A 25,698-nucleotide genomic window follows, 5' to 3' on the forward strand; every position below is an offset into this window, starting at 1 on the left:
AATGCCTTTAGCCATTATAAATTCTATCGCTTCTTGGTTCTTGAAACAAAGAATTCATCAGATCGAACTTTTCTTGAAGTATCCTAATGAGGTTCAGGAGGAATTGTTGATGAATTTGATTCGGTCATCTGAGGATACTGTTTTTGGGAAGCAATTTGATTATGCTTCGATAAAATCATACAAAACTTTTGCTGATAGAATTCCAATTTCGAGTTATGAAGATTTGGAGCCTTATATAGAACGTACTCGCCAGGGGGAACAAAATGTACTTTGGAACACTCCCGTAAAATGGTTTGCAAAATCTAGTGGTACTACCAATGCTAAAAGTAAATTTATACCAGTAAGTAGTGAAGCTCTCGAAGATTGTCATTACAAAGGAAGTAAGGATTTGTTGTGTTTGTATTTGAATAATAATGAAGAATCTGAAATGTTTGTGGGCAAAAGCTTGCGTCTAGGTGGTAGTTCTCAGATTTATGAAAACAACAATACTTTTTTTGGTGATTTGTCGGCTATTTTGATTGAAAACATGCCTATTTGGGCAGAATTTAGCAGTACTCCTAGCAGTAAAATTTCGTTGATGAGCGAATGGGAGACCAAAATGAGTGCTATCATCAAAGAAACTATAAATGAAAATGTAACGAGTTTTGCAGGTGTTCCTTCTTGGATGCTGGTACTAATGAATAAAGTCCTTGAAGAGACTGGAAAAACAAACCTAATGGAAGTTTGGCCTAACTTGGAAGTGTACTTTCATGGTGGTGTGAGTTTTGATCCTTATAGAGAACAATACCAAAAAATACTTCCGCAAAACCAATTCAAATACTACGAAATTTACAATGCTTCTGAAGGTTTTTTTGCCATTCAGGACTTGAATAACTCTAGTGATTTGTTGTTAATGCTGGACTACGGAATTTTCTATGAATTTATTCCTATGGATACTTTTGGAACTCCAGAACAAAAAGCAATTCGACTAGCAGATGTTGAATTGTTTAAGAACTATGCAATGGTGATTACGACCAATGGTGGTTTGTGGCGCTATTTGATAGGTGATACGGTTCGTTTTACTTCCTTAAACCCTTATCGTGTTCGCGTGACTGGGCGTACCAAACATCATATCAATGTTTTTGGAGAAGAATTGATGGTAGAAAACACTGATCAGGCTATTGCTAAGGCTTGCAAGATGACAGAAACGGAAGTTGTCGATTATACGGTTGCTCCCATTTTTATGAAAGATAAAGAAAAGGGTGGTCATGAATGGATGATTGAATTTAAGAAAGAGCCAAGTGATATTATTGCTTTTCAAAGGATTTTGGATGAAACTTTACAATCTTTAAACTCTGATTACGAGGCTAAACGCTATAACAACATGACTCTTAATCCGTTGAAAATTAATGTAGCGAGAGAGCGATTATTTTATGATTGGCTCAAGGAATGTGATAAACTGGGAGGTCAACACAAAATTCCAAGGTTATCTAACAAAAGAGATTATCTTGAGCAATTGAAGAAGATGCAAAATTTGATTAACCACTAATGAAAAAGGTGTTCTCTATACTCATGATTCTGATTATTGCTTCCTGTTCTTCTAATCGTGTTTGTGGTGGAAGTGGTGGAAAGCGTTGTGTACAAACAATAACTACATTTAATTTCAAAAACTTTTCTTAATTTTTTTAATTTCTGTTGTAACATTTTTTGATTTTGAAAGTCTTGTATGCAAGTCATCAATCAAAATCATTTAATCCATGAAATCAACAGTATTAGCCTTATTACTTTTTAGTACAACATCTATATTTGCTCAAGAAGTCACATCGAATCTAGAGAGTCCACCAAAAATCGAAAAGGATACAATCAAAGAAAAAGTCAATGCACTTAACGAAGTAACGGTTACCTCTCAAAAAAAATACATTAAAGTAGACTCCGATAAAACTACAATTAGTGTAAAAGACAATGGTATGCTTAACAGTGGCAGTAGTCTTGAAGCGGTAAAAAAATTACCTGGTGTGATTACTTCTCCAACCGGAGGTATCTCATTAAACGGAAAAGCAGTTACCATCTATATTGATGGTGCGCCAAGCACATTATCTGGTAATGATTTACAAAACTACCTGAATACTTTACCAGCCAACGCTATCGAAAAAGTAGAATTAATCTATAATCCAGGTGCTTCATTTGATGCTAATTCCAGTGGCTCGGTAATTAATATTGTAACTAGTTCTAAAAGAATGAAAGGCGTTAACGCAAGTTTTAACATCAATTACAACTTCAATAAATACCAAAAACCAAGTCCCCAAATTCTTTTAAACGGAAAAGAAAAAAACTTAAGCTGGCAAACTATGTTGGGTTATAATTACATTGATAGTGAACAAAAAACTAGCAACGTGCAAGAGTTTACTGCATTTGATCCGATGCAATATTTAAAGCAGGAAAACTTCACTGTAAACACCAATAGAAACTTGTATTTTAGAATAGGTACCAATTATAAACTGACTGAAAAATCAAATTTGTTATTCAATTATAATGGAAACTATGCTAATGACAGAAATGTTTTTGATGCAACAACAGAAGGCGAAGGAATAGATTACTATAATCAAGGTACTACTAAAACTAAAAATAACAATCACGAAATTAGTTTACAATTCAAAACTAAATTAGACACTTTAGGAAGAACATTAGACATTACTGCTTTCAGTAATTTATTTGATAAAAAACCGATTACCGAATCTAATGCAATCGATAATATTTCTGATGTAAACTCATTTGCTAATAACAATCTTAATTTTGATTTAAAAAATTATTACTTGAAATATGACTTTGCTATTCCGTTTCAAAAATTAGATTTCTCAATCAATACAGGAGGAAAATTCAATGTGCTACAAGTAAACGATATTGGAAATTATTACACAAATACTGCAACAAATACTATTGATTTTGATTATTCGGAAAACAATTTGGCTTTCTATGCCGAAGCGCGAAAAAAAATCAAAAAATTAAGCTTGACCGCTGGATTGCGTTTTGAAGATTACCACGTAGAACGAACCACCAATACCTTGCCAGAGCCAATAAAATTCAAGAACACCAATTTGTTTCCAAATCTTAGTGCCATTTATGAAGTGAATGATAATGTAAATATTTCGGCTTCGTATTCTAAAAAAATCAATCAGCCTAATTACAATAATTTAGATCCAAACAACGGCAACGCTTTTGACCAATACAATACTTCGCAAGGAAATCTATTTCTAGATCCGACCTATTTGAACAATTATGAATTTAAAATAACTGCAATGCAGTTTGTACAATTAGGAATGAACTATACAGCATCAAAAGACAACAATCTCTTTGTTTTTAGTGCCGATGCTGATGCAACAAAACCTGTAAGTAATCAAACCTATCAACAGTTTGATCATCTAAACACCTTTAGTGCTTATGCTAATTTCCCTATTCCGTTGGATTATTTCTTTAAAGGGAAAGAAGAATTTAAGAAACGTATGAGCAACATCGATGAGATGAATTACATTTTTGTAAACCTTAATTATATCAAATCTGATATTAAAGGCTATGATTTTCCATATAAAAACAAAGCTATTTTTAATTATGCATTACAATCACAAATCATGCTTCCGTGGAAAATTAAAAACTCAATGATGTATTTTATCCTCCCTCCTGGAAATTGGCAAATCTATAAAATCACCAAATCTATTCAGCAGTTTGACATTTCATTTAACCGAGATTTCATGAATAAAAACTTGAAAATTGGCTTGCATTGCTTTGATGTTTTCAATAAAAATGAGACAAATGCATTAATCGCTGGAGATAATTTAAATACTTCTTTTAGACAAAAACAAGATTCCAGAACATTTCGCATTTCATTAACCTACAATTTTGGAAACCTGAAAATGCAAAATGAGAATACCAGCATAGAAACTGAAAAAGTAAAAACTGGTGGAGGAATGATGAAGTAACTATATAAAAAAACCGTTCAATGATATGTTTGAACGGTTTTTTTATTTCATGTCAAGTTTGAAAAAATTAAGGTTGACTTTCCAAAATCTTTTTCACATTAGCTAAATTTTGAGCTTGGTCTTTTTCAATAAAACCTTTAAAAACAAAAGACATTAAATTCATAGGATAATCAGCATGTCCATAAAATTCATTAGTAAGCTTGGTTTGATTATCAGAAAGTGATTCAACAATCATAGCACTAGAATCATCTCCTTTCATCGGTTTCTCGAAATGAATATCAAAATCAATTCTATCATCATTCATCTTTGTAATTTGCTGCGATCCCACACCTACATTATCGTCTAAACTTACCCAGGATGATTTAGAACCTACCGTTCCATCAACTCCTGTATAATCAATTTTTACATTTGGATCTTTCATTACCCAAACACTATACTTCTCCTGATTTTTAATCATTTTCACATAATCAAAAACTACTAATTGTGACTTATTGATCGTGGTAGAAACCGATACTGTATAATCCTTTGGAATAATCATTGCTGCAATTAATAAAAAAACAATAAGTCCAACTATTCCAATCCCTATAAATTTAAGTACTTTCATATCTTCATAATTATTTGTTAGAACAAACGAATGATCTCGTTTTTATTTTGCTGGAGTCTCATCAAAATTAACCATCCAATGAATTCCAAATTTGTCTACAAACATTCCAAAATAGGCACCCCAAAATGTTTTAGTCATAGGCATGAAAGGATTACCTCCCGCTGAAAGTCCATTAAAAATTTTATCCGCTTCCTCCGTACTTTCGGCATTGATAGAAATAGAAACATTGGATCCAAAAGTAACTGCTCCACTAGCATCATTACTATCACTTCCCATCAAAATAGTATTACCAATTGGCAAACTCACATGCATTACTTTGTTTGCATCTGCCTCTGATAATTTTGGGCTGTTTTCGTCCACAGGCATATCACTAAATTTTCCGATGTACGGAAATTCTCCTCCAAAAACTGATTTGTAAAATAGAAATGCTTCCTCGCAATTTCCATTGAAAATTAAATACGGATTAACTGCTGCCATAATTTTTTTAAGTTTTAAATTGGTTTATTCTTTTTCTGATAGTTCTTTTATTTTTTCGAATGCTTTAGGGAAAATTTCTTCAAAATAATCAATATATTTTTCAAACATATCCATTGTCCCTTCCAGTAATGTTCCATCTTGAGTTGCTGTTAGGCGATAAGTCTCCATTAAATTTGACCATCCTTCACCCGCTTCATTAATGGGTAATACTTTATAATCTTTAATCTCTGATATATGTTTAAATGCCATATATTCATTTTCGATGCGTTTAAGAATAATACTATTCATCCCCATTCCTCCAGGTGATAAAAAATGTATCACATCTCCTTCCTGCCAATTGCTAACTGCATAAGTCCCTTCGCAAAAAACATTAGCCCACTGTCTATAACTTTCGTCTTCCCATAAAGTTTGCCAAACCTTTTCTTTGGGGGCATCTATATTAATTTTAAATTCTAAAGTTGTCATAATTACTTTTTAGGTAATTTACTTAAATCCATATACAAAACATTCCAACGATGTCCATCCAAATCAGTAAAACCGCAACCATACATCCAGCCTTGAATTTCTGCAGGTTCTGAAAAAACTACTCCACCAGCTACTCGCACTTTATCCGCAAAAGCATCTACCTCTTGCCTGCTTTGAGCGTCTACTGAAATCATCATTTCTGAACTTTCTTTAGTATTCGTTAATTTGTTCTGTATAAACCCTTCTAGTTCCTTTTCTTCAAAAAGCATCACTGGAAAATTATTCTCTCCAACGAGCAAACATGCCGAAGTAGGAGTTTCATGTCCTTCATTAAAAGCAAAACCAATTTCAATAAAAAAGGTTTTTGCTTTTGCTACATCTTTTACAGGCAGATTAAGCCAAATTTGTTTTACCATTGTTACTATTTTAAGTACATAAATCTTCCGCGTATTTTTTAAAATTATTCAAGATAGCTTGCCAGCCTTCTCGTTGCATTTCTTCAGGGTTTACAGTTTCTGGCTCAAAACTTTCAATTATTTCCACTCCATTCTCCAGACCAACAAAATAAACATCAACTTTCCGACCGTCAACTATTTTATATTCTATTAATGAATGATTTTCTACTTGGGTATATTCACCCTCAAAATCAAAACTCATTGTTCCATCTTTTGAAGCCATAGTTGACTTAAACTTTCCTCCTACTTGCAAATCATTTTCTGCATAAGGGGTATGCCAATCATCAGAGGCATTATTCCATTTTGTAATATGTTCCGGTATAGTCCATAATTTCCAAACTTGTTCAATTGGAGCGTCTATTGTGCATTTAACGGTTATCATAAGCAAATTATTTTCCTATAAATTTAACAAATAATATAAAATAAAATTATTTTTTAACAACAAAAAAACCTGTTCGGTAGACTGAGCAGGTTTTGATATTATTTATTTTTTGTTAAAACTTAAGTAGCAATATTCAAATATTTCTTAAGTATTACAAGGCGTTTTTTATTCTTTCAACTTCATTTCCATTTGCGATTTCACTCGAATCTATAATCGCTGAAGAATGATAAAAAGTAGCATTTATTTCTTGATCTAACATTACAATATTAGACGAGCGCAATCCACCACCTGGCATAACAACAATTCTTCCTTTCGCTTTTTCTACCAAAGTGGTTAAAACTTCTATTCCATCCATCACATTTTCCCCTTGTCCAGAAGTTAACACTGTTTTAAAACCACAATCTATTACTAATTCAAGAGATTTATAAACATTTGATACTATATCGAATGCACGATGAAAAGTACAGGGAATTGGACTGGCAAGTTTTACTAACTCTTTGTTCCTTTTGAAGTCAAAACTATTATCCTCATTCAAGATTCCAAATACAAATCCATCCACATTAATTTTTTTGAATTGCTGAATCTCCAATTTCATATGTTCAAACTCGGCATCATTATAAACGAAGTTTCCTCCTCTTGGACGAATCATAACATTCATTTTTATATTCAGTTCATCACGAACTTTTCTAGCGATTTCAACCTTTGGAGAAGTTCCTCCCTCAAACATATTATCACATAATTCAACTCGGTCTGCACCATATTGTTGAGCAATAATGGCTGATTCCAGATTAAAACAGGCAATTTCAAGATTCTTATTTTTCATTAGCATCAATTATTTCAAAACAACAAAATACAAAAAAACCTGCTCTATTGACAAAGCAGGTTTTGATTTATTTATTTTATCATTAAAACTTAAGAAGCAATCTCCAAACGTTTTAATAAATTTTTATTTAATGTTTCTTTAGCGTATTCCATATCAATTTCTAATTTTTTATCATCAGAACTTGGTAATTCATACATCGCATCTGTTAAGATCGCTTCACATAATGAGCGCAATCCACGAGCTCCTAATTTATATTCCAAAGCTTTTTCAACAATAAAATCTAAGGCTTCATCAGTAATGGTAAAATCTACTTCATCCATCAAAAACAACTTTTGATATTGTTTAATTAAAGCATTTTTAGGCTGAGTTAAAATCGCACGCAAAGTCTCTCTGTCCAAAGGATCCATGTGAGTCAAAACAGGTAAACGGCCAATGATCTCTGGAATCAATCCAAAGTCTTTAATGTCTTTTGGAATAATATATTGCAACAAATTGTCCTTGTCAATATTATCTACATTTTTAGAAGTAGAATATCCTACTGCCTGACGATTCAAACGTTTTGAAATAATACGCTCTACACCATCAAAAGCTCCACCAGCAATAAACAAAATGTTCTGAGTATTCACCTCAACAAATTTTTGGTCTGGATGTTTACGCCCTCCTTTTGGTGGTACATTAACAACCGTTCCTTCCAATAATTTCAATAAAGCCTGTTGTACACCTTCACCTGAAACATCACGAGTGATAGAAGGATTGTCGCTCTTACGAGCAATTTTATCAATTTCATCAATAAAAACAATTCCTCTTTCCGCTTTGGTAACATCATAATCGGCAGCTTGCAAAAGACGTGTCAAAATACTTTCTACATCTTCTCCAACATAACCAGCTTCAGTAAGTACAGTTGCATCAACAATAGCCAAAGGCACATCCAGCATTTTGGCAATAGTTTTGGCCACCAAAGTTTTTCCAGTACCCGTTTGACCAACCATGATGATGTTACTTTTTTCAATCTCTACTTCATCGTCCAATTGCTGTTGCATCAAACGTTTGTAGTGATTGTAAACAGCCACAGACATTACTTTTTTAGTTTGCTCTTGTCCAATAACATATTGGTCAAGAAATGCTCTAATTTCTTTTGGTTTCTTTAAAATTAAATCACCAATTAGTTTAGACCCTTTATTTGTTTTTAATTCTTCCAGAACAATTCCATGCGCTTGCTCGATGCATTTATCACAAATGTGAGCATCGATTCCAGCAATCAATAAATTGGTTTCTGGTTTCTTTCTTCCACAGAAAGAACATTGTAATACTTGTTTTGCCATTCTTTATAGTCTAAAGTCGAAAGTCTCAAAGTCGAAAGTCCTTAGCAATGCTTTGACTTTCGACTTTTGACTTTTGACTATATTTTTATCCTCTTCTCAATACCTCATCAATCATTCCGTATTCTTTGGCTTCGTCTGCGATCATCCAATAATCACGTTCGCTGTCTTTGTGCACTTTGTCAAAAGTCTGACCTGAATGTTGAGAGATGATTTGGTATAATTCATCTTTCAATTTCAACATTTCACGTAAGTTGATTTCCATATCAGTTGCAACACCTTGCGCTCCTCCTGATGGTTGGTGAATCATAACTCTTGAATGTGGTAAAGCCGAACGTTTTCCTGCTGCTCCAGCACACAAAAGAACTGCTCCCATAGAAGCTGCCATTCCTGTACAAATTGTTGCAACATCTGGCTTGATGTATTGCATTGTATCGTAGATTCCTAAACCTGCATAAACACTTCCTCCAGGTGAATTCAAATAAATCTGAATATCTTTTGAAGCATCTGCACTTTCTAGGAATAACAATTGTGCTTGAACAATATTTGCAATTTGATCATCGATTCCTGTTCCTAAGAAAATAATTCTGTCCATCATTAATCTTGAAAAAACATCCAATTGAGAAATATTCAACTGACGTTCTTCAATTATATAAGGAGTCATTCCTTTTGGATTCATAGCCGATACTATTTTATCATAGTACATAGCGTTTACTCCTTGACCTTTAATTGCAAATTTTTTGAATTCTTTTCCGTAGTCCATTTTAAAAAGTTTATAGGTTTATAAGGTATATTTCTAATCTTTTTCGTTTTAATGGTAAAGCAAAGGTCATACCTTTTTATTTTTTTGTGACAAAGTGTCTCATTATAATTATCTAGAGAACAATATAAATCCTCCTTCAAACCGTTTTTTCTTAACCATTTTAAAACAAAGAGCGTCAAAACAAAAATATCTTGACGCTCAAATATACTTATTTTTTATAAATTATTCTCCGTAAGAAGCAGCAATAAACTCTTCGTAAGTCACTTCTTTGGTAGTAGGATTTGCTTTTTCTTTAAATAATTCAAGTAATTTTTCCGCAACTACTTGATCAGAAAGCCTTTTTACTTCTTCTTGGTTAGATAAAACTCTTGCCACAATTCCTTGAACTTCTTCGTCAGTAGGATTTGTTTGTCCAAATTGAGCCATTTGTTGACGAATGTTTTTTGTTGTGAATGATTTCAAGTCTTCAAAAGTAATTTTGATATCGCTTGTAGCCATTGCTTTTCCTTCGATCAATTGGAAACGTAAACCTCTTTCAGATCTAGCGTATTCTACAATTGCTTCTTCCGGAGTTAATTGTTTTTCTCCAACAGTTTGCAACCATTTGATTAAGAACTCAGATGGTAAATCAAATTTTGTATTTTCGATCAAGAAATCTTGAACATCAGCCAATAATTTTTGGTCTGCTTGTTGAGCAAATTGAGATTCAGCATCTTCTTTGATTTTTGCTTTCAAATCTTCTAAAGAAGCAACATTTCCTTCTCCGAACAATTTATCAAACAATTCTTGGTTCAATTCAGCTGGCTCAGAAACATTGATGGCAGAGATTGTAAAATCTACATCAACAGCTAAATCATGTACATTATCGTGACCAACTTTCAAGTAATCCATCAATTGATGATCGTCTTGAAATAAACCTTTAGTATTTACAGTAACAACATCACCAACTTCTTTTCCGATGAATAAATCAGCAGTAGCTTTATCTTTAAATACGTCTAAAGAGAAAGTTGTTTGGTTATCAATTCCGTTCTCAGCATTTACAAAAGTACCCGCGATATCAGAATCTGCAGTTACTTTTTCAACTGGATTTGCATTTCCAAATTGTTTTTGGATACGTGCTACTTGACCGTCAATTAATTTATCATCAGCAGTAACCACATATTTTACGATGTTATTTTCAGCTTCTAAATTAATTTCAAAAGCAGGAACTAAACCAATTTCGTATTCAAAAACTAATTCCTCAGCATCCCAAGAAAAAGCTTCATTTACTTTAGGAAGTGGAGTTCCTAATAGGTTTAATCTTTCAGATTGTACGTAACGCTCCAAAGCCAAATCAACAACTTTTTGAACTTCTTCTTGTTTGATAGCTTTTCCGTATTGTTTTTCAACAAGGTCTTTAGGCACAGCACCTTTTCTAAAACCTTTTACAGTCGCCAAAGGCATTTTTTCGTTTATTCTTTTTGCTACTTGTCCTTTGTAATCCATGTGAACAACTGTCATTACAATCGTTTCATTCACAGCGTCTATTGCTACTCTTTTGATATCCATCTTCTTCTTTATTTTACATTATAAAATTGGGTCGCAAAATTACAAAACTTTTGCAAGGCAAACAAGTATTTTAAGAATTTGAATTTCAGAGAGATTTGTTGTGATTTTTAGATGTTTATAGCACAAATACAAATCAATTAAATAATTTGGGCGTGCCCCTTCGTAAAAACTTCGGGTCAGGCTTTCCGCTACAATCTTTTTTATCATTCCACTATCGCTTCATGACAAAAAAGGATTTTCACTGCAATCCTTCACGCGGGATTGGGTGAAATGAGATTATTTTGTTATTTAAGACCTACGAAATAATCATTTATTTCAATACATTTGAATAACTACTAAAACTAAGTCAAACGGTTACAACAGTTTTTGTTATTTAACTAAAACTTATTTAAAACATAAACTATTACTTTTCCATTTCGTAAAATTATTATTCAATTGATAAAATTAGCTAAACTCTAAAATGAATAAAATCAAACTTTTCCTTAATAAAGACCATAGAATTTTAATGACCTTATTTAGAATTTCAACATGGATACTTTCTATTATTACACTTATAGCTTTTATTGTTTCCTTAATCGATTGCATTCATAACAATTCATTAACCTCCCCCTCAATTATAACTATTAATACTTTTTTATTAGTCCATGAAAAATTTTACAAATTATACGGAGCAAACATTACTTTAGTCATTGCTTACATCGCAATAAAACAATACTTACATTCAAATACGATGCAAACGCTTGATTTCTATTATGAAAAATTAGTACCAACGGCTCACGAAACAATCAAGTACACAGAAAAAAAGCTTTCGAAACGAATGATATCCGATGATTTAATTAACCATCTAAAAAAGAACAAAAACATTATCTTCACGAATGAAGAATTAAAAAAATTAGATTCCAATTTATATGATGAGCTATGTGAATTACATACTAATAATTTAAAATTTCAAACAAAAGCTGTCCTAACATTAGGTTATTTGGAGTCATTTTCCATAAAATTAACAAGAGGATTGGTAGACTACAAATTAATCGAAGAAGCTTGTGCAAAAGCTTTTTGTGTTCAGGTAAGAGAATTATACCCCTTAATTTCATTAACTAGAAAAGAAAGCGATAGATTATATTTTAAAACAGTAGTTTATCTTTTTAACAAATGGAAGGATATTTTATAGACTACAAATACAATAGAGTGGATTTAGAACCCGATAGCGCGGATTTACAATCCGTACCCACAATCAAAATCAACAACTATAAAAATTCAACTTCAAAAGTATAAAGTACAGAACCACAAACTAAATGGGCAACTATAAAGAAACATTTAAAACTTGGAACAAAATCGCTTCCCTATACGAAGACAAGTTCATGAACTTGGACTTATATGACAAGACCTATGACTTTATATCTGACTCAATCCCCAAAGAAAATGCTGAAATATTAGAAATTGGTTGTGGTCCAGGGAATATTGCAAAATATCTTTTATCCAAGCGACCTGACTTTAACATTCACGGAATTGACATTGCGCCAAACATGATTGAACTAGCAAAAAAGAACAATCCAACTGCACGTTTCAGTGTGATGGACATTCGACATATAAGTGAGCTAACAACAAAATATGACGGAATAGTTTGTGGTTTTTGCTTACCTTATTTATCACACAACGATAGTGAAAAATTAATTCATGACACCTCTGAATTACTAAATGACAATGGGCTTTTATACATCAGTTTTGTTGAGGGCGATCCTGATAAATCAGACTTTCAAACGAGCAGTAGTGGCGATAGAAGCTATTTCTATTTCTACGAATTAGACCAATTAAAAAAACAACTCCTGGAGAATTCATTTGAAGATTTAAAAGTATTTGAAGTGAAATACAAAAGATCCGAATCTATTGAAGAAACACATACCATATTAACCGCAAAGAAAAAAATAGTAATTTAGCATCGTAATAGACAACTCAAATTGTATAAATTGACAAAATATTTAAAATATCTCCTTTCACTCCTTCTTGCTCTTGGCTTGATGGTGAATGATGGTGTTTTATATTCTCAATCAAATTCAGCGGAGTATTATCAAGTTTCGTATGTAAAGACTAGAAATGAATTTAGTCATAAGAATTTCAAATTACACCAATTCCATCAGATACATTCGTCTGAAAAAATTGTTTCTCCAATTCTTTTTGCACATCTCCAATTACAAGATATCTACAATCTTCAAACGCGAGTTCTTCTAAAACTGCGAATTGTACTGTATCAAAACATAAGTATCCTAAAAGCTCAACACACTTTTTTGAGCAAAATAATTACATCAAGCAACCACTATTCTGATTTATACATAGCTTAGAAAATCCTTTCTGAGCATTTATGCAATTCCATGCATAACGATGATAAAAAAAGTCTAATCCTTTATCATTTACAAAATGTATAAACACAACAACAAAACTCGTTTGGAGAAATCCAAGCAGCCTACTCATTGGTTAAAAAGAAAACTAATGCTAATCATTACCGCATTTATGATCGGAATGTCAAACGGAATGAATACTGGAGATAATCTGGTTCTCAAAAATCAAAACCACACAGAACAGCAACATAAGAAAGAGTAATCTTCTCAAAACAAATTTGCACGCCTATCCATTCCATAGGTATTACCTATAAAAACAATAGGCACGCCTATCAAAAACGTAGGCCAACTTATCCAGATCATAGGTGATACCTATAAAAACAATTAGAACACCTATCAAAAACGTAGGCTAGCGTATCTAAATCATAGGTGTTACCTACAAAAACGATAGGCACAGCTATCAAAAACGTAGGCGAGCCTATCTAAAAATAGGCGACGCCTACAAAATAGTTAGGAGCACCTTATTAATAGTATGGTGAAGTGTTTTTAAATAAAAAAAGGAATGATATACATTCCTTTTTTTATTGATTTGATATTTAAAATTATGCCTACGAATTTCTACTCGACAACTTTATTTCATCGCCAACTGAAACAACTCCTAACCCTAGTCCAATCACATTTTGACCAAACAATACTTTATTTCCGAACTTTCTAAATTTTGCTAATGTTTTTAATGGGTCTTTCCCCGAAATGATTCCTTTTTCCTGATCAACAGTTGTCATTATACAACGGTCGCAGGGCTTCACCCCTACAAAAGGAACATTTCCAATACTAAAATGGCTCCAAGAATCCTCTTCGAAAGCTTCACCATCGGTGAAAACAAAATTAGGGCGAAATCTATTTATACTCACTTTTTCTTCCAAGCGTCCATTCAAATCATCCAACGAACTTTGTCCTATAATCAAAAAGGGATACGCATCCGCAAATGAAGTAATATCATCTCCAGAAATTGTGTAACGAGGATCTACTTTTCGCTCACTTGCATCAGGCATATAAACCAATCGAACTGAAATCTTCAACAGTTTTGTAAACCATTCTGAAATTGTTGCACTTACTTCAAAAGCATCAATCGTATCATCCCAAACTGTTACTTTAATTTTAGCTATTTCATTCTCAGAAACGGGACGAAGTGGAACAGTAATAGATTCTAAAAGTCCTCTATGTGTAATTTTCAGATTACCTCCTTCAACTTCCGGTCGAAAAAGTGCCAATTTAGGATATTCCCTTTGCGTTAAAAACTGACCATCATCATCTACCAACAACCAACGTCGATCGAATTCCAAACCACGATCAGTAACTTGAGATTCTTGTAACGAAATACCTCCTAATGATTTTACCGGATAAACCCAAATTTCAGAAAGCTTCAACATAACTTTATTTTTTTTCAAAATTACAAAATAATTTTCTTCAACATTACTGTCTTTGCTTAACCAACAAAAAAAACAGCCTTATCAAAAGGCTGTTTAAAAAAGGAATATACTAATTTTATTTATTCTCAGGTTTTCTTTCTGTGATTGCCATTCCACATTTTGGACATTTTCCAGGTTTATCAGATGTAGAACCGTCCATAGTACAAACATATTTACTTTTTGCAGCAGTTGTCGTTTTTGTTTCTTTTACAGTTGTTTTGTTCACTTTTTCTTTACTTTCTACTAAATCCATTCCGCATTTAGGGCACTTTCCTTTTTTGTCACTCATTACTTTAGGATGCATCGAGCAAGTGTACATTGTTTTCTGAACTTCTTTTTTGGTCGTTGTAGTAGTTGTTTGAGCAGCCACTACATTACCCATTGCAAAAAAGAATACTAATACCCAGATTATTGTTCTCATAATTTCTATTTTTTCAACGTTACTATATTATTATTCAACTATTTTCAACATTTAAAGATAGTCTTTTTAAAAAGCAAAAACTGTATTTGGACTTCCTAAAGATACCAAATACAGCTAAACTAATATAATTATTCCTTATTTAATTCTAGTAAGATTTTTAACAAAGCTACAACAAATAAAACTGAAATTTATTTATCTCCACCTATAATAGAATAAGCAATTGACTGCGACAAAGATAATATTATACTAAAAAACATCGCTACCCAAAATGAATCTACAGTAAAACCTCCAACAATTTTGGTACACAATAATATCATCAAAGCATTTACAACCAACAAGAACAAACCTAAAGTTACTATAGTAAAAGGCAAAGTCAACAATACCATTATTGGTTTAATAAAAATATTAAGCAATCCTAAAACAATAGCTACTACCATTGCTGTAAAAGGTCCAGCAATATGAACTCCTGGCAAAAAATGTGCAATCCCAAAAACCAACCCTGCGGTAACAATTATTCTTATAATCAAATTCATAGTTGAGCCTTTTAAAATTTCAATAAATATAATAATTTTTCTACAGTATCGTCAATTATTTCAAAAAATGACTTACTAATTTATTGAAGCTTCTTCCAACTAAAATTAAATAATTTTTTTAATCAAAACTTTCAACCATTTAAAAACTAAATAAAAAAACAAAATCGGTATTAAGATTTTTCCTAACTCTGCTAGTGAGAAATGACTGTTTTTATTAAAAATATTAGAAACAAATTTAGCAAAGTTTTGAGGAAAATAGAGAATAGAATCTGGATTTTTGATTAGCACGAAATACAAAAAAAACAATATAAAACTTTTGCTAATCAAGCCATAGAATAGTACAAAATAATCTAACCCTTTCCAGTTTTTTTTACTTTTAAAAACTTGGGCAACATTTTTGGAACCATGATGCATCAAATTTGGTTTTTCTATAGCATCTGATAAAATCCAATAACCATCACTTCTCAAAAAAGGATTTAAATTTCGTAAAACCGAGAATGAAATAACACAAGAAAGGACAATTAACAACTGGCTTTGAAAAACAAATCCTATCAATATAAGGAATAGCATATAGACTATTTCAAAATAAATTCCTGCAGCATTTACGATAATTCTTTGGATTTTTGGTAATTTCCAAATATCTGTAACATCAGCAAAATAAACTGGTATAAATAGATAAAAACCTCCGCCAATACCACCATGTTTTGCTTTAAAATAATGTGCCGCTGAAGCATGACCAAACTCATGGAAAGTTACACCTACAAAACTCAATAAGAAAAAAGTTAACCATTCTGACTTTGCAATATTACTGTATAAAATCTGATTGTAAAATTGATAAAAACTCAAAGAAAGTATAAAAATGGAAAGTATTAGTATTGTAATCATCACACCAGGAAGAAACAAAAACTGTAAATATTTTGTAAATTTAGACACTTGTTTTTCACTGATTACTATAAAACTTAATTTTAAATAATCAGGTTTTTCATTTGGCTTAATCACTTGATTTTCATTAATTATAATACCGTATTCAGCTAATTTTTCAAACAAAAAAGCATAACAAAAATCTACTTTTAATTTGTAATCATATTTAGAATTATATTCTACTACAATCGTTTCTAATGTTTTTTTATTATCTATTATTTGTAAAAAATCATATAACTGAGATGATATCTTTACACGATGATCCCATTGGGTTTCGTGAATAAAATATTCGTTCTTATTTATTGAATGATAGCTAATTTCTTTAGAAAGCTGCGGAACTCTGTTTTTGTTCATATTTTGTAAATGCTTGTAATACGGAAACTGTTGTAAATAATCGATTAAATTCTTTGGCTCTAACATTCATTCCAAAAGAAGCAATGGCGTAGTCCCCTTTAGGATTTGTATCAGTAGCATTAGGAACTTGCAAAGCATTTGAATTTCCCCATGAACCATCATTATATTGATTTTTAAGAATATAATTCACTGCTTTTAGTGAAGCTGCTTTTTGACTCAATAAAACTAATACTTCTAAACCTAATGCTGTATAAAACACATTCTCTCCATAAGAATCACTAAAACTACCATTTTGGTTTTGCTGTTTTTTAACTTCCTTTAGGATTATATTTAAATTAAATTTATTTTCTAATAAAGAATAAGTTTTAGCCAAATAATATAGAGTATATAAGTTACTCGACCACCAATAAGCTGTCAATGCTTTTAATAAATTAGAATCAAAATAAGTCTTCAAATTCATAAAAGAAGTATTATCTTGGTCATAATTTGCTAAAAAATAAAATGCAACAGCACTAACACAGTTATGTGTATATAACCAACCACTTACATCAGTTATATTTATATCATCTAATGCTTTTAGTAAATACTTGTTATCATTATATGTTGAAAAGCTTCCGTTTTTTTTCTGAAAAATCAACCAATTTTCCAACCATTCTGTTTTGATTTCTTTATCATCAAAAAGACAGCTTAAAAAAACAAAAGTGGTCGAATCGGCATCGCTTATCCAAGTAATATTGTAGCTCCAAAGACCTGATTTATTGTTGTTTTCTAAAAACACCATTCCTTTTTTAACTTCTTCAAAAAAGATATTTTTTAACAAACTATCCTCGGTAATTTTAGACAATACAAATGCTGTTGACCATACATTACTTATTCCTCCTTGATTTACATATTCTCGCCAACTTCCGTTTTCTTGCTGTTTTATTTTGATGGATTGAATTGCTAGATCTAAACTTTTTTTAATAGTGTTTTGTTTTATTTTTTGTTTTGACCCATTTATTTCTGCAATTAAAATCTCTAAATAATTGTCAATTTCCTTAATTGCTGTTGAAAACCTCTTTTTGGTATCATTCAATACTTCTTTCCAATTTGCAACTTGTACATGCGCTACAAGATGTAACGCTTTATCACAATACTCTATTCCAAGTAAATATATTTTTTTAGAAATGCCCCGAATGTACAGATATTTTTCTAAAACATCTACTTCAACTTCTAGCAATTCTTGTTGCTGTAACAAATAATTTACCCAATTAAACTGTCCTTTTTGGAGATCTTTCTTAAAATCTTGCAAGTCATCATTGAGCTGAAAAGCTACCGAAAAATAATAATGCGACTGTAATAATTGTTGGTAAAGTGATTCATCTTTTTCTTTATTTAAACTAAACAAACAATCTATGGCAACTTTACCGAAGGCTGCTTTTTTATCAGCTAAAATTTCATATTCATACAGTCTTACAACCTTTTTTTTATTCAACAATTTCTCTAAATAAATTGCCTCCAAATACTCTTTTTTGCGAGAATTCCACAATATCCAAAAATCACTAGTTAAGTCATAAATACTGGCTAGTATTTTTATGCTTTCTTCTTGGCAAATAGTAATCAAAGGGAATTTTGAAATATCTCCGTCATCGATTAGCCCATCAGTAAAAAGTGTTGCTTGATAATATAAATATCCTGCTATATTGAGTAAGTCTAATTGATCTTGCTTTACAACAAATGCTTCTGCAAAAAGTTCTGGATATTTTTGATAGTAAACAGGATTGTTGTCTTTGAAAATAGTGTCTGTAATTATTTTTTTAAAATCATCAGCAATAGGTAAATCATTGATGTAATTGTTGAATTTTTGTTGCATTTTAAAAATTTCCTATAATATCAAATTCTTTTTTATACTCTTTTTTCTGAGAAACTGTATTCAAAAAATTTTTTAAGTCTTTAGTTAATGGTAATTGATTTTGACTTTTCCAGAATTCATCTGAATAGGGAAATTTTGCTTTAAATATTTCTTTATCAATCGAAAAATTGGGGTTTATTGTTTCGTTTGTAAAACTATTTACCGTAATATAATTAGCTTGAAAATCGTAATGGGTTGTTTTTTCTATTTTTTTATCACCTAATACTTCAAGTTGCATATCAAATACAGCGCTATTCAAATAATATTTACCAACAGTGGGATTTTTCATATAATTAACCATAAAAATATATTTCGTAGTTCTAAATTTATGCCCTTTTTTTTCTTGATAAGGAACAGCCTCTATATTATCATAAAAATCAAGATAAAACTTCACTATGGCAAAATCCGCTTTTTTTATAATAAAATAACCACTTACTCTTTGACCATTTGGTTGGATATCTTTTTGATTAAAATCTATTTCCCAATAATCTTTATCATTTGATTTTTTTTCAATATAGTTGTAATAATTTACTGATTTTAACAATATAGAATTCATCATATTATATAACGACTCAAAACTTGGAAATTCAAAATGTACAATATCACTCTTTTCATTTAAGCTTGTTTTTCTCATATTGAGAATTTCAATATTGTATTTATTATCTTTAATTTCAGGGGTTTCAAACATTGTCTCTCTACCAACCTTACCTGAAATATCTTGTAGTTTAATAATTTCATCATTTTTCATTAATAAACATCTCACAAAAAAATTCTCGGTGTAAGGAGATAAAATATAATTTTTAGAAACCGCAGCATGTGCTTTTTTTATGACTGATTCTCCATTACTAACAATAACTTCATCGAGATCTATTGCTTTACTTTCCATGAAAATGGTATCTTTACTTTTTATTTCACCGAAAGAAGTATCAATATCTTTATAACTTAGTTTAGAAAAATGAATATCATTTATTCCTGTAATAAAATCAAAATAACCATCTTCATTGGATATACTATTATCCTTATCATTAAAAATTATTACATTCTCTAATGGCATTTTGTTATATTTATCGAGAATTACAATATTCTTGAGGATATTTTGACCGTAACACAAAATATTAAAAAACAAAAAAAACAAAAAGACAAACCTTTTTTTCATAAAATTTTAATTAAAAAAAGAAGTGTGTGATTAAACACACTTCTTTATGAATAGAATAAATTATCTAAGTTAGTTTATTTAGTATAACCTGACGGACTAACTCCTATATAAATACTATCTATCCACGCAAATTCATACCTTTTTTCCAATTCTTCTACTTGGAAAACTTCTAACAACTGGCTTTCTTCTAATTCTTGAAATCCTTCAAAAACTTCATTTTGATTTTTCATTTTTTAAATTTTTAAAATTAATTAATTCATTTTGATTTTTCTAATAGCGCTGCAGCAACAATTTCAAAAAAACGAATGTAAGAATATTTCTTAGATTAAAGAAAAAAATGTAAGATTTAATTTTAAATAATAATATTTGTATATTGCCGAATATTTACAAAACGAACAAAAAATAGTATGTTTAATCATTTTTTAATGAAGAAATTTAAAATGACTCTACTACTTCAAAAATGCAATAAAATTATTAAATGACAAAAATCATCCAAACTTTTTGGATCTCTAAGGATCAAAAAAACAGTTTATTAAATAAAGGAGGATTTATATGTCCCGAGATTCATTTTATGAGTTGGACATTATCCTGCTTACAGCTTCATAAATTTTATAAAAATGTAGAACTCCATACCAATGAAGCAGGGAAAAAAATCCTTATTGACCTTTTAGGTTTACCCTACACCAAAGTACATCTTTCTTTAGAAAACGATTTTATGCACTCGCTCTTACCTAGTATGTGGGCGTACTCTAAAATACATACTTATAGTCTCCAAGAAAAACCTTTTTTGCATGTAGATGGAGACATTTTTATATGGAAAGCTTTTGATGAAAAACTAATGCAGTCTGACTTAATTGCCCAAAACGTAGAGAGCAATTTACCCGTTTATAAGTCCTGTATAACTGCTTTAGAGAAGCAAGCTTCATTTGTGCCAAGTTGGCTAAACATTTCTGACAGCGAGAATAAAGCCTATAATGCAGGAATTATTGGTGGTACAAACATTCCCTTTTTTAAAGAATATACGCGACTAGCAATCCAATTCTATGAAGAAAACAAAAACCAATTCGCTTTGCTTACCAAAGATAATAATCACATTCACATTATACCTGAACAGTATCTATATTATGCTTTGAGTACAACCTTAAACATTCATGTTGCCCTACAAAACCATAAGATTATAGACTTGGCAGAAAATACTTTTGCTGAATTTGTTCAAATAGAAAAAGTACCACACACTGAAAGTTATATTCATTTGCTGAGTGATTTTAAAAAAACAGCCACAAATGCAAATTTCGTAAGCTTTGTTCTAAAAAAAGAATATCCAGAATATTGGCAAAAAATAATTGACATTTATAAAGAAAAAAAACTTTTGAGCCCTTATATGAAGCGTCAATTAAAAATGCAAAATTCTGATCAAAAAACTATTCTGCAACAAGTTGAAGAAGCAAAAACAAAATATTTAAACACAAAATATTTATGTAAATGTTTTGAAGTTGATTTTGAAAATGAAAATCAGCTTAAATCAAATCCGATACTAAAAGACAGTTATATTACAGATAGTACAATAGCGCACTTTGACAACAGAAAATTTGCCAATCATTTTATAAAAAGCAATCCGTATCCTACTTATGACAAAATTTTTAACCTGCTAGATTTTAAAGATTATTATATATTTGCTAACCCTTATCATGAAATTTTTATTACCAAATATGAGTTCAATGAAAATTTAACAGGTAATTTCAAAGAAACGTTGAAAACCAAAAATCCATACAAAAACATAGTTCTCCTTTTTTTAGATTTGAATTATTTTTCGAGAAACGAAATTAAAGTAAATGATGCCTCGCTATATTTGTTTGAAAAAATTAAATCAAATCCGATTCAATTAAAAGACTTATTAGCTTCAGATATACCCTCCAATGACCTGTTGACACTGATTAAAAGCTGGTATTTTCATGGTCTAATCTATTTTTCGCAAGCAAAAAACGATTTTATACCACAAGAGCCTTCACAAATTTATACTTCACAAATTAACAATATAAAAACACAAGTTTATAGTTGCTTAGACTGGGTTATTAATCACTATCAAATAGAAAACAACAATAAAAATATTATTTCTCAATTTAACGATTCTGCAAAAAGCGCGTCGATTCTTGAAATCGTTACAGTACTAAAAACATTAAATTTTGAAGCAAAAGGTGTCCGTGGTACTATTGAAAACATTGAAAAAATCACAACGCCTGCAATTGCTTTAATAAAACTTCGATCTTACCTGAATCTTTATATTGTTATTACTGAGATTACCGAAACTGAAATTACGATTTTCAATACAGAAATTAAAGAAACAGAGATATATCAAAAAGAATATTTTTCAACAATTTGGGATGGAATTTTAATCTTACTGCATCCCAAAAACAAAGATTTAGAAAAAATTAGTCAAGAAAATCACTCGCCAATTCATAAAACATTTTAGGATTTTCAGCATGCAACCAATGTCCAACATTAGGAATAGTTTCAAATGTAGCCAACTTAAAATGTGCTTTTATCCCTTCAAAATCAGTATCAAGTATGTAATTAGAGTTTCCGCCCCGAATAAAAAGTGCTGGCTTTTCAAAAACCAAACCAGATGCTAAAGCTTTTCCAATTTCTTCGATTTTTTCATTGAAAACTTCCAAATTAAATCTAAAAGCTAATTGCCCGGGTTCTAGCCAATATAAACTTTTCATCAAAAACTGACGGGTGCCAAAATCTGAAATATAGTTCTTCATTATTTCTTCCACTTCATTCCGGCTTGGTTTTACTGAAAAATCTATCGCATTCAACCCTGCTAAAATATCCTGGTGATGAGGAGCATAAAATTTAGGTCCAATGTCAGCAATTATAAATTTATCAATTAGATTTGGATAAGTGGTAGCTAACAACATTGCTGTTTTCCCTCCCATTGAGTGACCAATCACATCAACGGATTCGAGTCTGTTTTCTAAACAATAATCATAAACATCTTGAACCATAACTTCATAACTAAATTCATTTGAATGAAAACTACGTCCATGATTACGCAAATCTAATAAATGAACCTGAAAACCATCGGCTGCAAATTGAGTTCCTAATGATTTCCAATTATCGGACATTCCTAAAAATCCATGAATGATGAGTAAAGGCTTTCCTGAGCCTTCTATTTTTGAGTAAAGCATTTTATTTTAGATTGAAGATTTCAGATCTTAGATTGCAGAATCAAATTGTACAATCCAGAATCATTAATCTATTAAAAAAATTATTTCAATTTTTGTAAATACATATTCACCACATTATCCAATCCAAGGTAAAGTGCTTCGGAAATGAGCGCATGACCAATAGAAACTTCTAATAAACCTGGAATATTTTGTTTAAAAAACTGAACATTATCCAAACTCAAATCGTGTCCTGCATTAATTCCTAATCCTAATTCATTAGCCAAAATTGCAGATTTTACATAAGGATCAATTCCATTTTCATTTCCTAAACCATATTGATGCGCAAAAGCTTCAGTGTATAATTCTATTCTATCGGTCCCTGTTTTTTTAGCCCCTTCAATCATTTCAGCAATTGGATCCACAAAAATAGAAGTTCGAATTCCGTTTCGTTGAAATTCTTGAATAACTTCTGACAGATAGGATTGATTTTTTATTGTATCCCAACCAGCAGAAGAAGTAATTGCACCAATCGCATCAGGCACCAAAGTCACTTGGTCTGGCTTGCATTCTAAAACTAAATCAATAAAATTATGCTGAGGATTTCCCTCGATATTATACTCAGTATAAATAATTGATTTTAAATCTCGTGCATCCTGATAACGTATATGACGTTCATCTGGACGAGGATGAATCGTTATTCCCTGACCTCCAAACTTCTGAATATCAGTAGCTACTTTTAACAAATCAGGCACATTTCCTCCACGAGCATTACGCAAAGTGGCAATTTTATTTATATTAACGCTAAGTTTAGTCATAGAAACAAGTATTAATTGAATATATTATTATTTTGAAATGACAAAAATACAAAGTAAAAGGTAGCATATTTTGTATATTTTTGATTATTTTGCGTCGTTTATTGACCGAAGATTTATGACTGATTTAAAAGATTACATTACGAATGACTACAAAGCGATTGACACCCAAGAAACTATTGGCGCTGTTCAAGAATTTTTTAATGATTTAACCTTTTCTCATTTTCCAATTATTGAGGAAGGTGTTTACATTGGAAGTATTGTAGCTGATGACATTGAAACTTTCGACAGTGACAAAAAAGTCACCGATTACAGATATACATTAGAACATTTTTTTGCCAGAACCAATATGATTTGGCTTGACGTTTTAGAAGTCTTTGCCAAAAATCATGCAAATTTGGTTCCCATTTTAGATGAAAACAACACCTATATAGGATACTATGAAATTGAAGATGTAATTAAGTTTTTTCACGAAACTCCTTTTTTAAAAGAACAAGGAGCTATCATTATAGTAAGTAAAAATGCCGTAGACTATTCAATGAGTCAAATTACACAAATTGTAGAAAGTAATAATGGCAAACTTTTAGGCCTATTTATTTCAAGTTCAAATGTAAATACTATTGAAGTTACGCTTAAAATTAACGTAGGCTCTTTGAATGAAATCATTCAAACTTTTAGAAGATACAATTACGACATCATTTCAGAACATAATGAAGATAATTATATTAATAATTTAAAAGAACGTTCGGATTATTTAGACAAATATTTGAATATGTAGTTATTGAATTGGAGACTCAAAACCCACAATAACAAACAACAAAATATCAAAAGAATGAAAGTAGCTATTTTTGGCCAATATTATTTGGTAAGCACAGAACCAATTATAAAAGACATTTTTGTGTTTTTCAACAATAATAATGTAGAAATGGCTATTGAATCCGATTTCTTAAACATGTTGTATGAAAAAAAAATCATTGAAAAAGAATACAAAACCTTTTCATCACATGATGTTTTAGATTCCAGTTTCGATATGTTAATTAGTATTGGTGGTGATGGAACTATGCTAAGAGCAGTAACTTTAGTTCGAAATTCTGGAATTCCAATATTAGGCATAAATGCTGGCAGATTAGGCTTTTTGGCAACTGTCCAAAAAGAAAACATAGCAGCGTTCATGCAAATTGTTATAGATAAAAAATATAAAATTTCAAAAAGGACCCTATTAAGTATAACATGCTCACCTGAAAATACGGCTATCGAAGGTCTGAATTTCGCACTGAATGAAATATCAGTAAGTCGAAAAGACACTACATCAATGATAACAATAGACACCTATTTGAATGATGAATTTTTGAATTCCTATTGGGCTGATGGCCTAATTATTGCAACACCTACAGGAACTACTGGCTATTCCTTAAGTTGTGGTGGTCCAATTCTAACTCCCGACGTCAAAAGTTTTGTCATTACACCAATTGCTCCACATAATTTAAACGCAAGACCATTAGTTGTTCCAGACACCACCGAAATTCGATTAAAAGTATCTGGAAGAGAAGAGCAATATTTAGTCTCTTTGGATTCTAGAATTACAAGTGTAAAAAATGACTCAATTTTAAGTATTAAGAAAACCAATTTTGAAATCAACATGGTTGAGATTCCTGAAGAAACATTCTTCAAAACCCTGAGAACAAAACTACTTTGGGGCGAAGACAGAAGGAATTAATTAAAAGGTAAATATACTAATTATTGTTTTTTTTTCGTTTATAACCTCAATGATTCCAGTATAAAAAGGGATCTTCTTTTAAAAAAAGACAGTATTCAATAGATGCGTGTCGAATCCTATTGATTATTA

Annotated in this window: 27 protein-coding genes; 8 read left to right on the forward strand and 19 right to left on the reverse strand. The window is 30.9% G+C overall.

Translation table 11 applies throughout. The features are described from left to right. Position 1: 1 nt before the first annotated feature. Positions 2–1,528 carry a GH3 auxin-responsive promoter family protein gene (locus CLU82_RS05930; protein WP_100842217.1) on the forward strand — a complete coding sequence of 509 codons (1,527 nt, stop codon included), beginning with the start codon at positions 2–4 and terminating at the stop codon, positions 1,526–1,528. Here CLU82_RS05930 and CLU82_RS21080 read toward each other — a convergent pair. Next, positions 1,518–1,646, reverse strand: coding sequence for a hypothetical protein (locus tag CLU82_RS21080; RefSeq protein ID WP_255409699.1), 129 nt, complete (start codon positions 1,644–1,646; stop codon positions 1,518–1,520). The two genes, CLU82_RS05930 and CLU82_RS21080, sit on opposite strands and share 11 nt — an antisense overlap. 90 nt (positions 1,647–1,736) lie before the next feature. On the opposite strand from CLU82_RS21080, the gene CLU82_RS05935 reads away from it, so the two are divergent. Next, complete coding sequence (locus tag CLU82_RS05935; protein WP_100842218.1) at positions 1,737–3,953, forward strand: TonB-dependent receptor domain-containing protein; 2,217 nt, start codon at positions 1,737–1,739, stop codon at positions 3,951–3,953. Positions 3,954–4,020: 67 nt separating this feature from the next. Here the strand turns inward: CLU82_RS05935 and CLU82_RS05940 are convergent, their stop codons facing one another. The 9 genes from CLU82_RS05940 to CLU82_RS05980 all read right to left on the reverse strand — a co-directional run bounded on the left by CLU82_RS05940 (position 4,021) and on the right by CLU82_RS05980 (position 10,789). Then, positions 4,021–4,557, reverse strand: coding sequence for an SRPBCC family protein (locus CLU82_RS05940; protein ID WP_100842219.1), 537 nt, complete (start codon positions 4,555–4,557; stop codon positions 4,021–4,023). Between the two features lie 42 nt (positions 4,558–4,599). Next, entirely contained in the window at positions 4,600–5,034 is a 435-nt protein-coding gene (locus CLU82_RS05945; RefSeq protein ID WP_100842220.1) for a VOC family protein, read from the reverse strand. 24 nt (positions 5,035–5,058) lie between these two features. Then, the gene (locus CLU82_RS05950) at positions 5,059–5,499 is read right to left on the reverse strand and encodes an SRPBCC domain-containing protein (protein ID WP_100842221.1); all 441 of its coding nucleotides are present in this window, start codon (positions 5,497–5,499) and stop codon (positions 5,059–5,061) included. Between the two features lie 2 nt (positions 5,500–5,501). Continuing rightward, positions 5,502–5,915, reverse strand: coding sequence for a VOC family protein (locus tag CLU82_RS05955; RefSeq protein WP_100842222.1), 414 nt, complete (start codon positions 5,913–5,915; stop codon positions 5,502–5,504). A 10-nt stretch (positions 5,916–5,925) separates the two neighbouring features. Then, entirely contained in the window at positions 5,926–6,336 is a 411-nt protein-coding gene (locus CLU82_RS05960) for an SRPBCC family protein (protein WP_100842223.1), read from the reverse strand. Between the two features lie 151 nt (positions 6,337–6,487). Beyond that, positions 6,488–7,159: a copper homeostasis protein CutC gene (locus tag CLU82_RS05965; RefSeq protein WP_100842224.1), complete on the reverse strand. Its 672-nt coding sequence runs from the start codon at positions 7,157–7,159 to the stop codon at positions 6,488–6,490. Between the two features lie 89 nt (positions 7,160–7,248). Beyond that, positions 7,249–8,481, reverse strand: coding sequence for an ATP-dependent Clp protease ATP-binding subunit ClpX (gene clpX, locus CLU82_RS05970; RefSeq protein WP_100842225.1), 1,233 nt, complete (start codon positions 8,479–8,481; stop codon positions 7,249–7,251). Between the two features lie 85 nt (positions 8,482–8,566). Then, positions 8,567–9,241: an ATP-dependent Clp endopeptidase proteolytic subunit ClpP gene (gene clpP / locus CLU82_RS05975; protein WP_100842226.1), complete on the reverse strand. Its 675-nt coding sequence runs from the start codon at positions 9,239–9,241 to the stop codon at positions 8,567–8,569. 222 nt (positions 9,242–9,463) lie between these two features. Next, positions 9,464–10,789 carry a trigger factor gene (locus CLU82_RS05980; RefSeq protein ID WP_100842227.1) on the reverse strand — a complete coding sequence of 442 codons (1,326 nt, stop codon included), beginning with the start codon at positions 10,787–10,789 and terminating at the stop codon, positions 9,464–9,466. A 460-nt stretch (positions 10,790–11,249) separates the two neighbouring features. Here CLU82_RS05980 and CLU82_RS05985 point away from each other — a divergent pair, with 460 nt between their 5' ends. From CLU82_RS05985 to CLU82_RS06000, 3 genes are all read left to right on the forward strand, one after another. Then, the gene (locus CLU82_RS05985) at positions 11,250–11,960 is read left to right on the forward strand and encodes a hypothetical protein (protein WP_157813327.1); all 711 of its coding nucleotides are present in this window, start codon (positions 11,250–11,252) and stop codon (positions 11,958–11,960) included. Positions 11,961–12,084: 124 nt separating this feature from the next. After that, positions 12,085–12,726 (forward strand): trans-aconitate 2-methyltransferase, encoded by a 642-nt coding sequence (locus tag CLU82_RS05990; RefSeq protein ID WP_100842229.1) that lies wholly within the window; start codon positions 12,085–12,087, stop codon positions 12,724–12,726. Positions 12,727–13,204: 478 nt separating this feature from the next. Continuing rightward, positions 13,205–13,387 (forward strand): hypothetical protein, encoded by a 183-nt coding sequence (locus CLU82_RS06000; protein ID WP_100842231.1) that lies wholly within the window; start codon positions 13,205–13,207, stop codon positions 13,385–13,387. 346 nt (positions 13,388–13,733) lie between these two features. On the opposite strand, the gene CLU82_RS06005 is transcribed toward CLU82_RS06000, so the two are convergent. From CLU82_RS06005 to CLU82_RS20700, 7 genes are all read right to left on the reverse strand, one after another. Then, positions 13,734–14,555 (reverse strand): MOSC domain-containing protein, encoded by an 822-nt coding sequence (locus CLU82_RS06005; protein ID WP_100842232.1) that lies wholly within the window; start codon positions 14,553–14,555, stop codon positions 13,734–13,736. Between the two features lie 115 nt (positions 14,556–14,670). Next, on the reverse strand, positions 14,671–15,015 hold the full coding sequence (locus CLU82_RS06010) for a heavy metal-binding domain-containing protein (RefSeq protein ID WP_157813328.1): 345 nt from the start codon (positions 15,013–15,015) through the stop codon (positions 14,671–14,673). Between the two features lie 188 nt (positions 15,016–15,203). Continuing rightward, the gene (locus CLU82_RS06015) at positions 15,204–15,548 is read right to left on the reverse strand and encodes a phage holin family protein (RefSeq protein WP_100842234.1); all 345 of its coding nucleotides are present in this window, start codon (positions 15,546–15,548) and stop codon (positions 15,204–15,206) included. 105 nt (positions 15,549–15,653) lie between these two features. Further along, positions 15,654–16,823 carry a peptidase, M50 family protein gene (locus CLU82_RS06020; protein ID WP_100842235.1) on the reverse strand — a complete coding sequence of 390 codons (1,170 nt, stop codon included), beginning with the start codon at positions 16,821–16,823 and terminating at the stop codon, positions 15,654–15,656. Continuing rightward, positions 16,792–18,675 carry a prenyltransferase/squalene oxidase repeat-containing protein gene (locus tag CLU82_RS06025; RefSeq protein WP_100842236.1) on the reverse strand — a complete coding sequence of 628 codons (1,884 nt, stop codon included), beginning with the start codon at positions 18,673–18,675 and terminating at the stop codon, positions 16,792–16,794. The genes CLU82_RS06020 and CLU82_RS06025 overlap by 32 nt, the downstream gene beginning before the upstream one ends. A 1-nt stretch (position 18,676) precedes the next feature. Then, on the reverse strand, positions 18,677–19,840 hold the full coding sequence (locus CLU82_RS06030) for a hypothetical protein (protein ID WP_157813329.1): 1,164 nt from the start codon (positions 19,838–19,840) through the stop codon (positions 18,677–18,679). A 104-nt stretch (positions 19,841–19,944) separates the two neighbouring features. Further along, positions 19,945–20,100, reverse strand: coding sequence for a hypothetical protein (locus tag CLU82_RS20700; RefSeq protein WP_157813330.1), 156 nt, complete (start codon positions 20,098–20,100; stop codon positions 19,945–19,947). A 248-nt stretch (positions 20,101–20,348) separates the two neighbouring features. On the opposite strand from CLU82_RS20700, the gene CLU82_RS06035 reads away from it, so the two are divergent. Then, positions 20,349–22,340 (forward strand): DUF6734 family protein, encoded by a 1,992-nt coding sequence (locus CLU82_RS06035; protein WP_100842238.1) that lies wholly within the window; start codon positions 20,349–20,351, stop codon positions 22,338–22,340. Here the strand turns inward: CLU82_RS06035 and CLU82_RS06040 are convergent. Both CLU82_RS06040 and CLU82_RS06045 read right to left on the reverse strand, forming a co-directional pair. Then, on the reverse strand, positions 22,300–23,061 hold the full coding sequence (locus tag CLU82_RS06040) for an alpha/beta fold hydrolase (protein WP_100842239.1): 762 nt from the start codon (positions 23,059–23,061) through the stop codon (positions 22,300–22,302). The genes CLU82_RS06035 and CLU82_RS06040 overlap by 41 nt on opposite strands. A gap of 80 nt (positions 23,062–23,141) precedes the next feature. Next, a complete protein-coding gene (locus CLU82_RS06045) occupies positions 23,142–23,855 on the reverse strand; it encodes a pyridoxine 5'-phosphate synthase (protein WP_100842240.1) in 714 nt (237 codons plus the stop codon). 115 nt (positions 23,856–23,970) lie between these two features. On the opposite strand from CLU82_RS06045, the gene CLU82_RS06050 reads away from it, so the two are divergent. After that, positions 23,971–24,630: a CBS domain-containing protein gene (locus tag CLU82_RS06050; RefSeq protein ID WP_100842241.1), complete on the forward strand. Its 660-nt coding sequence runs from the start codon at positions 23,971–23,973 to the stop codon at positions 24,628–24,630. Between the two features lie 54 nt (positions 24,631–24,684). Then, positions 24,685–25,569 carry an NAD kinase gene (locus CLU82_RS06055; RefSeq protein ID WP_100844950.1) on the forward strand — a complete coding sequence of 295 codons (885 nt, stop codon included), beginning with the start codon at positions 24,685–24,687 and terminating at the stop codon, positions 25,567–25,569. The last annotated feature ends 129 nt before the right edge of the window (positions 25,570–25,698 follow it).

Source organism: Flavobacterium sp. 5 (assembly GCF_002813295.1).
Lineage (GTDB): Bacteria > Bacteroidota > Bacteroidia > Flavobacteriales > Flavobacteriaceae > Flavobacterium.

What these genes read in the sequence shown, in the direction of transcription:
- CLU82_RS20700 (WP_157813330.1), bottom strand. Translation starts at nt 20,100, where the DNA reads ATGAAAAATCAAAATGAAGTTTTTGAAGGATTTCAAGAATTAGAAGAA.
- CLU82_RS05955 (WP_100842222.1), bottom strand. Translation starts at nt 5,915, where the DNA reads ATGGTAAAACAAATTTGGCTTAATCTGCCTGTAAAAGATGTAGCAAAA.
- clpX (WP_100842225.1), bottom strand. Translation starts at nt 8,481, where the DNA reads ATGGCAAAACAAGTATTACAATGTTCTTTCTGTGGAAGAAAGAAACCA.
- CLU82_RS06000 (WP_100842231.1), top strand. Translation starts at nt 13,205, where the DNA reads ATGTATAAACACAACAACAAAACTCGTTTGGAGAAATCCAAGCAGCCT.
- CLU82_RS05965 (WP_100842224.1), bottom strand. Translation starts at nt 7,159, where the DNA reads ATGAAAAATAAGAATCTTGAAATTGCCTGTTTTAATCTGGAATCAGCC.
- CLU82_RS06055 (WP_100844950.1), top strand. Translation starts at nt 24,685, where the DNA reads ATGAAAGTAGCTATTTTTGGCCAATATTATTTGGTAAGCACAGAACCA.
- CLU82_RS05980 (WP_100842227.1), bottom strand. Translation starts at nt 10,789, where the DNA reads ATGGATATCAAAAGAGTAGCAATAGACGCTGTGAATGAAACGATTGTA.
- CLU82_RS05945 (WP_100842220.1), bottom strand. Translation starts at nt 5,034, where the DNA reads ATGGCAGCAGTTAATCCGTATTTAATTTTCAATGGAAATTGCGAGGAA.
- CLU82_RS06015 (WP_100842234.1), bottom strand. Translation starts at nt 15,548, where the DNA reads ATGAATTTGATTATAAGAATAATTGTTACCGCAGGGTTGGTTTTTGGG.
- CLU82_RS06040 (WP_100842239.1), bottom strand. Translation starts at nt 23,061, where the DNA reads ATGCTTTACTCAAAAATAGAAGGCTCAGGAAAGCCTTTACTCATCATT.
- CLU82_RS05935 (WP_100842218.1), top strand. Translation starts at nt 1,737, where the DNA reads ATGAAATCAACAGTATTAGCCTTATTACTTTTTAGTACAACATCTATA.
- CLU82_RS05960 (WP_100842223.1), bottom strand. Translation starts at nt 6,336, where the DNA reads ATGATAACCGTTAAATGCACAATAGACGCTCCAATTGAACAAGTTTGG.
- CLU82_RS05940 (WP_100842219.1), bottom strand. Translation starts at nt 4,557, where the DNA reads ATGAAAGTACTTAAATTTATAGGGATTGGAATAGTTGGACTTATTGTT.
- CLU82_RS05930 (WP_100842217.1), top strand. Translation starts at nt 2, where the DNA reads ATGCCTTTAGCCATTATAAATTCTATCGCTTCTTGGTTCTTGAAACAA.
- CLU82_RS06020 (WP_100842235.1), bottom strand. Translation starts at nt 16,823, where the DNA reads ATGAACAAAAACAGAGTTCCGCAGCTTTCTAAAGAAATTAGCTATCAT.
- CLU82_RS05950 (WP_100842221.1), bottom strand. Translation starts at nt 5,499, where the DNA reads ATGACAACTTTAGAATTTAAAATTAATATAGATGCCCCCAAAGAAAAG.
- CLU82_RS06045 (WP_100842240.1), bottom strand. Translation starts at nt 23,855, where the DNA reads ATGACTAAACTTAGCGTTAATATAAATAAAATTGCCACTTTGCGTAAT.
- CLU82_RS06035 (WP_100842238.1), top strand. Translation starts at nt 20,349, where the DNA reads ATGACAAAAATCATCCAAACTTTTTGGATCTCTAAGGATCAAAAAAAC.
- CLU82_RS06005 (WP_100842232.1), bottom strand. Translation starts at nt 14,555, where the DNA reads ATGTTGAAGCTTTCTGAAATTTGGGTTTATCCGGTAAAATCATTAGGA.
- CLU82_RS06050 (WP_100842241.1), top strand. Translation starts at nt 23,971, where the DNA reads ATGACTGATTTAAAAGATTACATTACGAATGACTACAAAGCGATTGAC.
- CLU82_RS05990 (WP_100842229.1), top strand. Translation starts at nt 12,085, where the DNA reads ATGGGCAACTATAAAGAAACATTTAAAACTTGGAACAAAATCGCTTCC.
- CLU82_RS05985 (WP_157813327.1), top strand. Translation starts at nt 11,250, where the DNA reads ATGAATAAAATCAAACTTTTCCTTAATAAAGACCATAGAATTTTAATG.
- clpP (WP_100842226.1), bottom strand. Translation starts at nt 9,241, where the DNA reads ATGGACTACGGAAAAGAATTCAAAAAATTTGCAATTAAAGGTCAAGGA.
- CLU82_RS06025 (WP_100842236.1), bottom strand. Translation starts at nt 18,675, where the DNA reads ATGCAACAAAAATTCAACAATTACATCAATGATTTACCTATTGCTGAT.
- CLU82_RS06010 (WP_157813328.1), bottom strand. Translation starts at nt 15,015, where the DNA reads ATGAGAACAATAATCTGGGTATTAGTATTCTTTTTTGCAATGGGTAAT.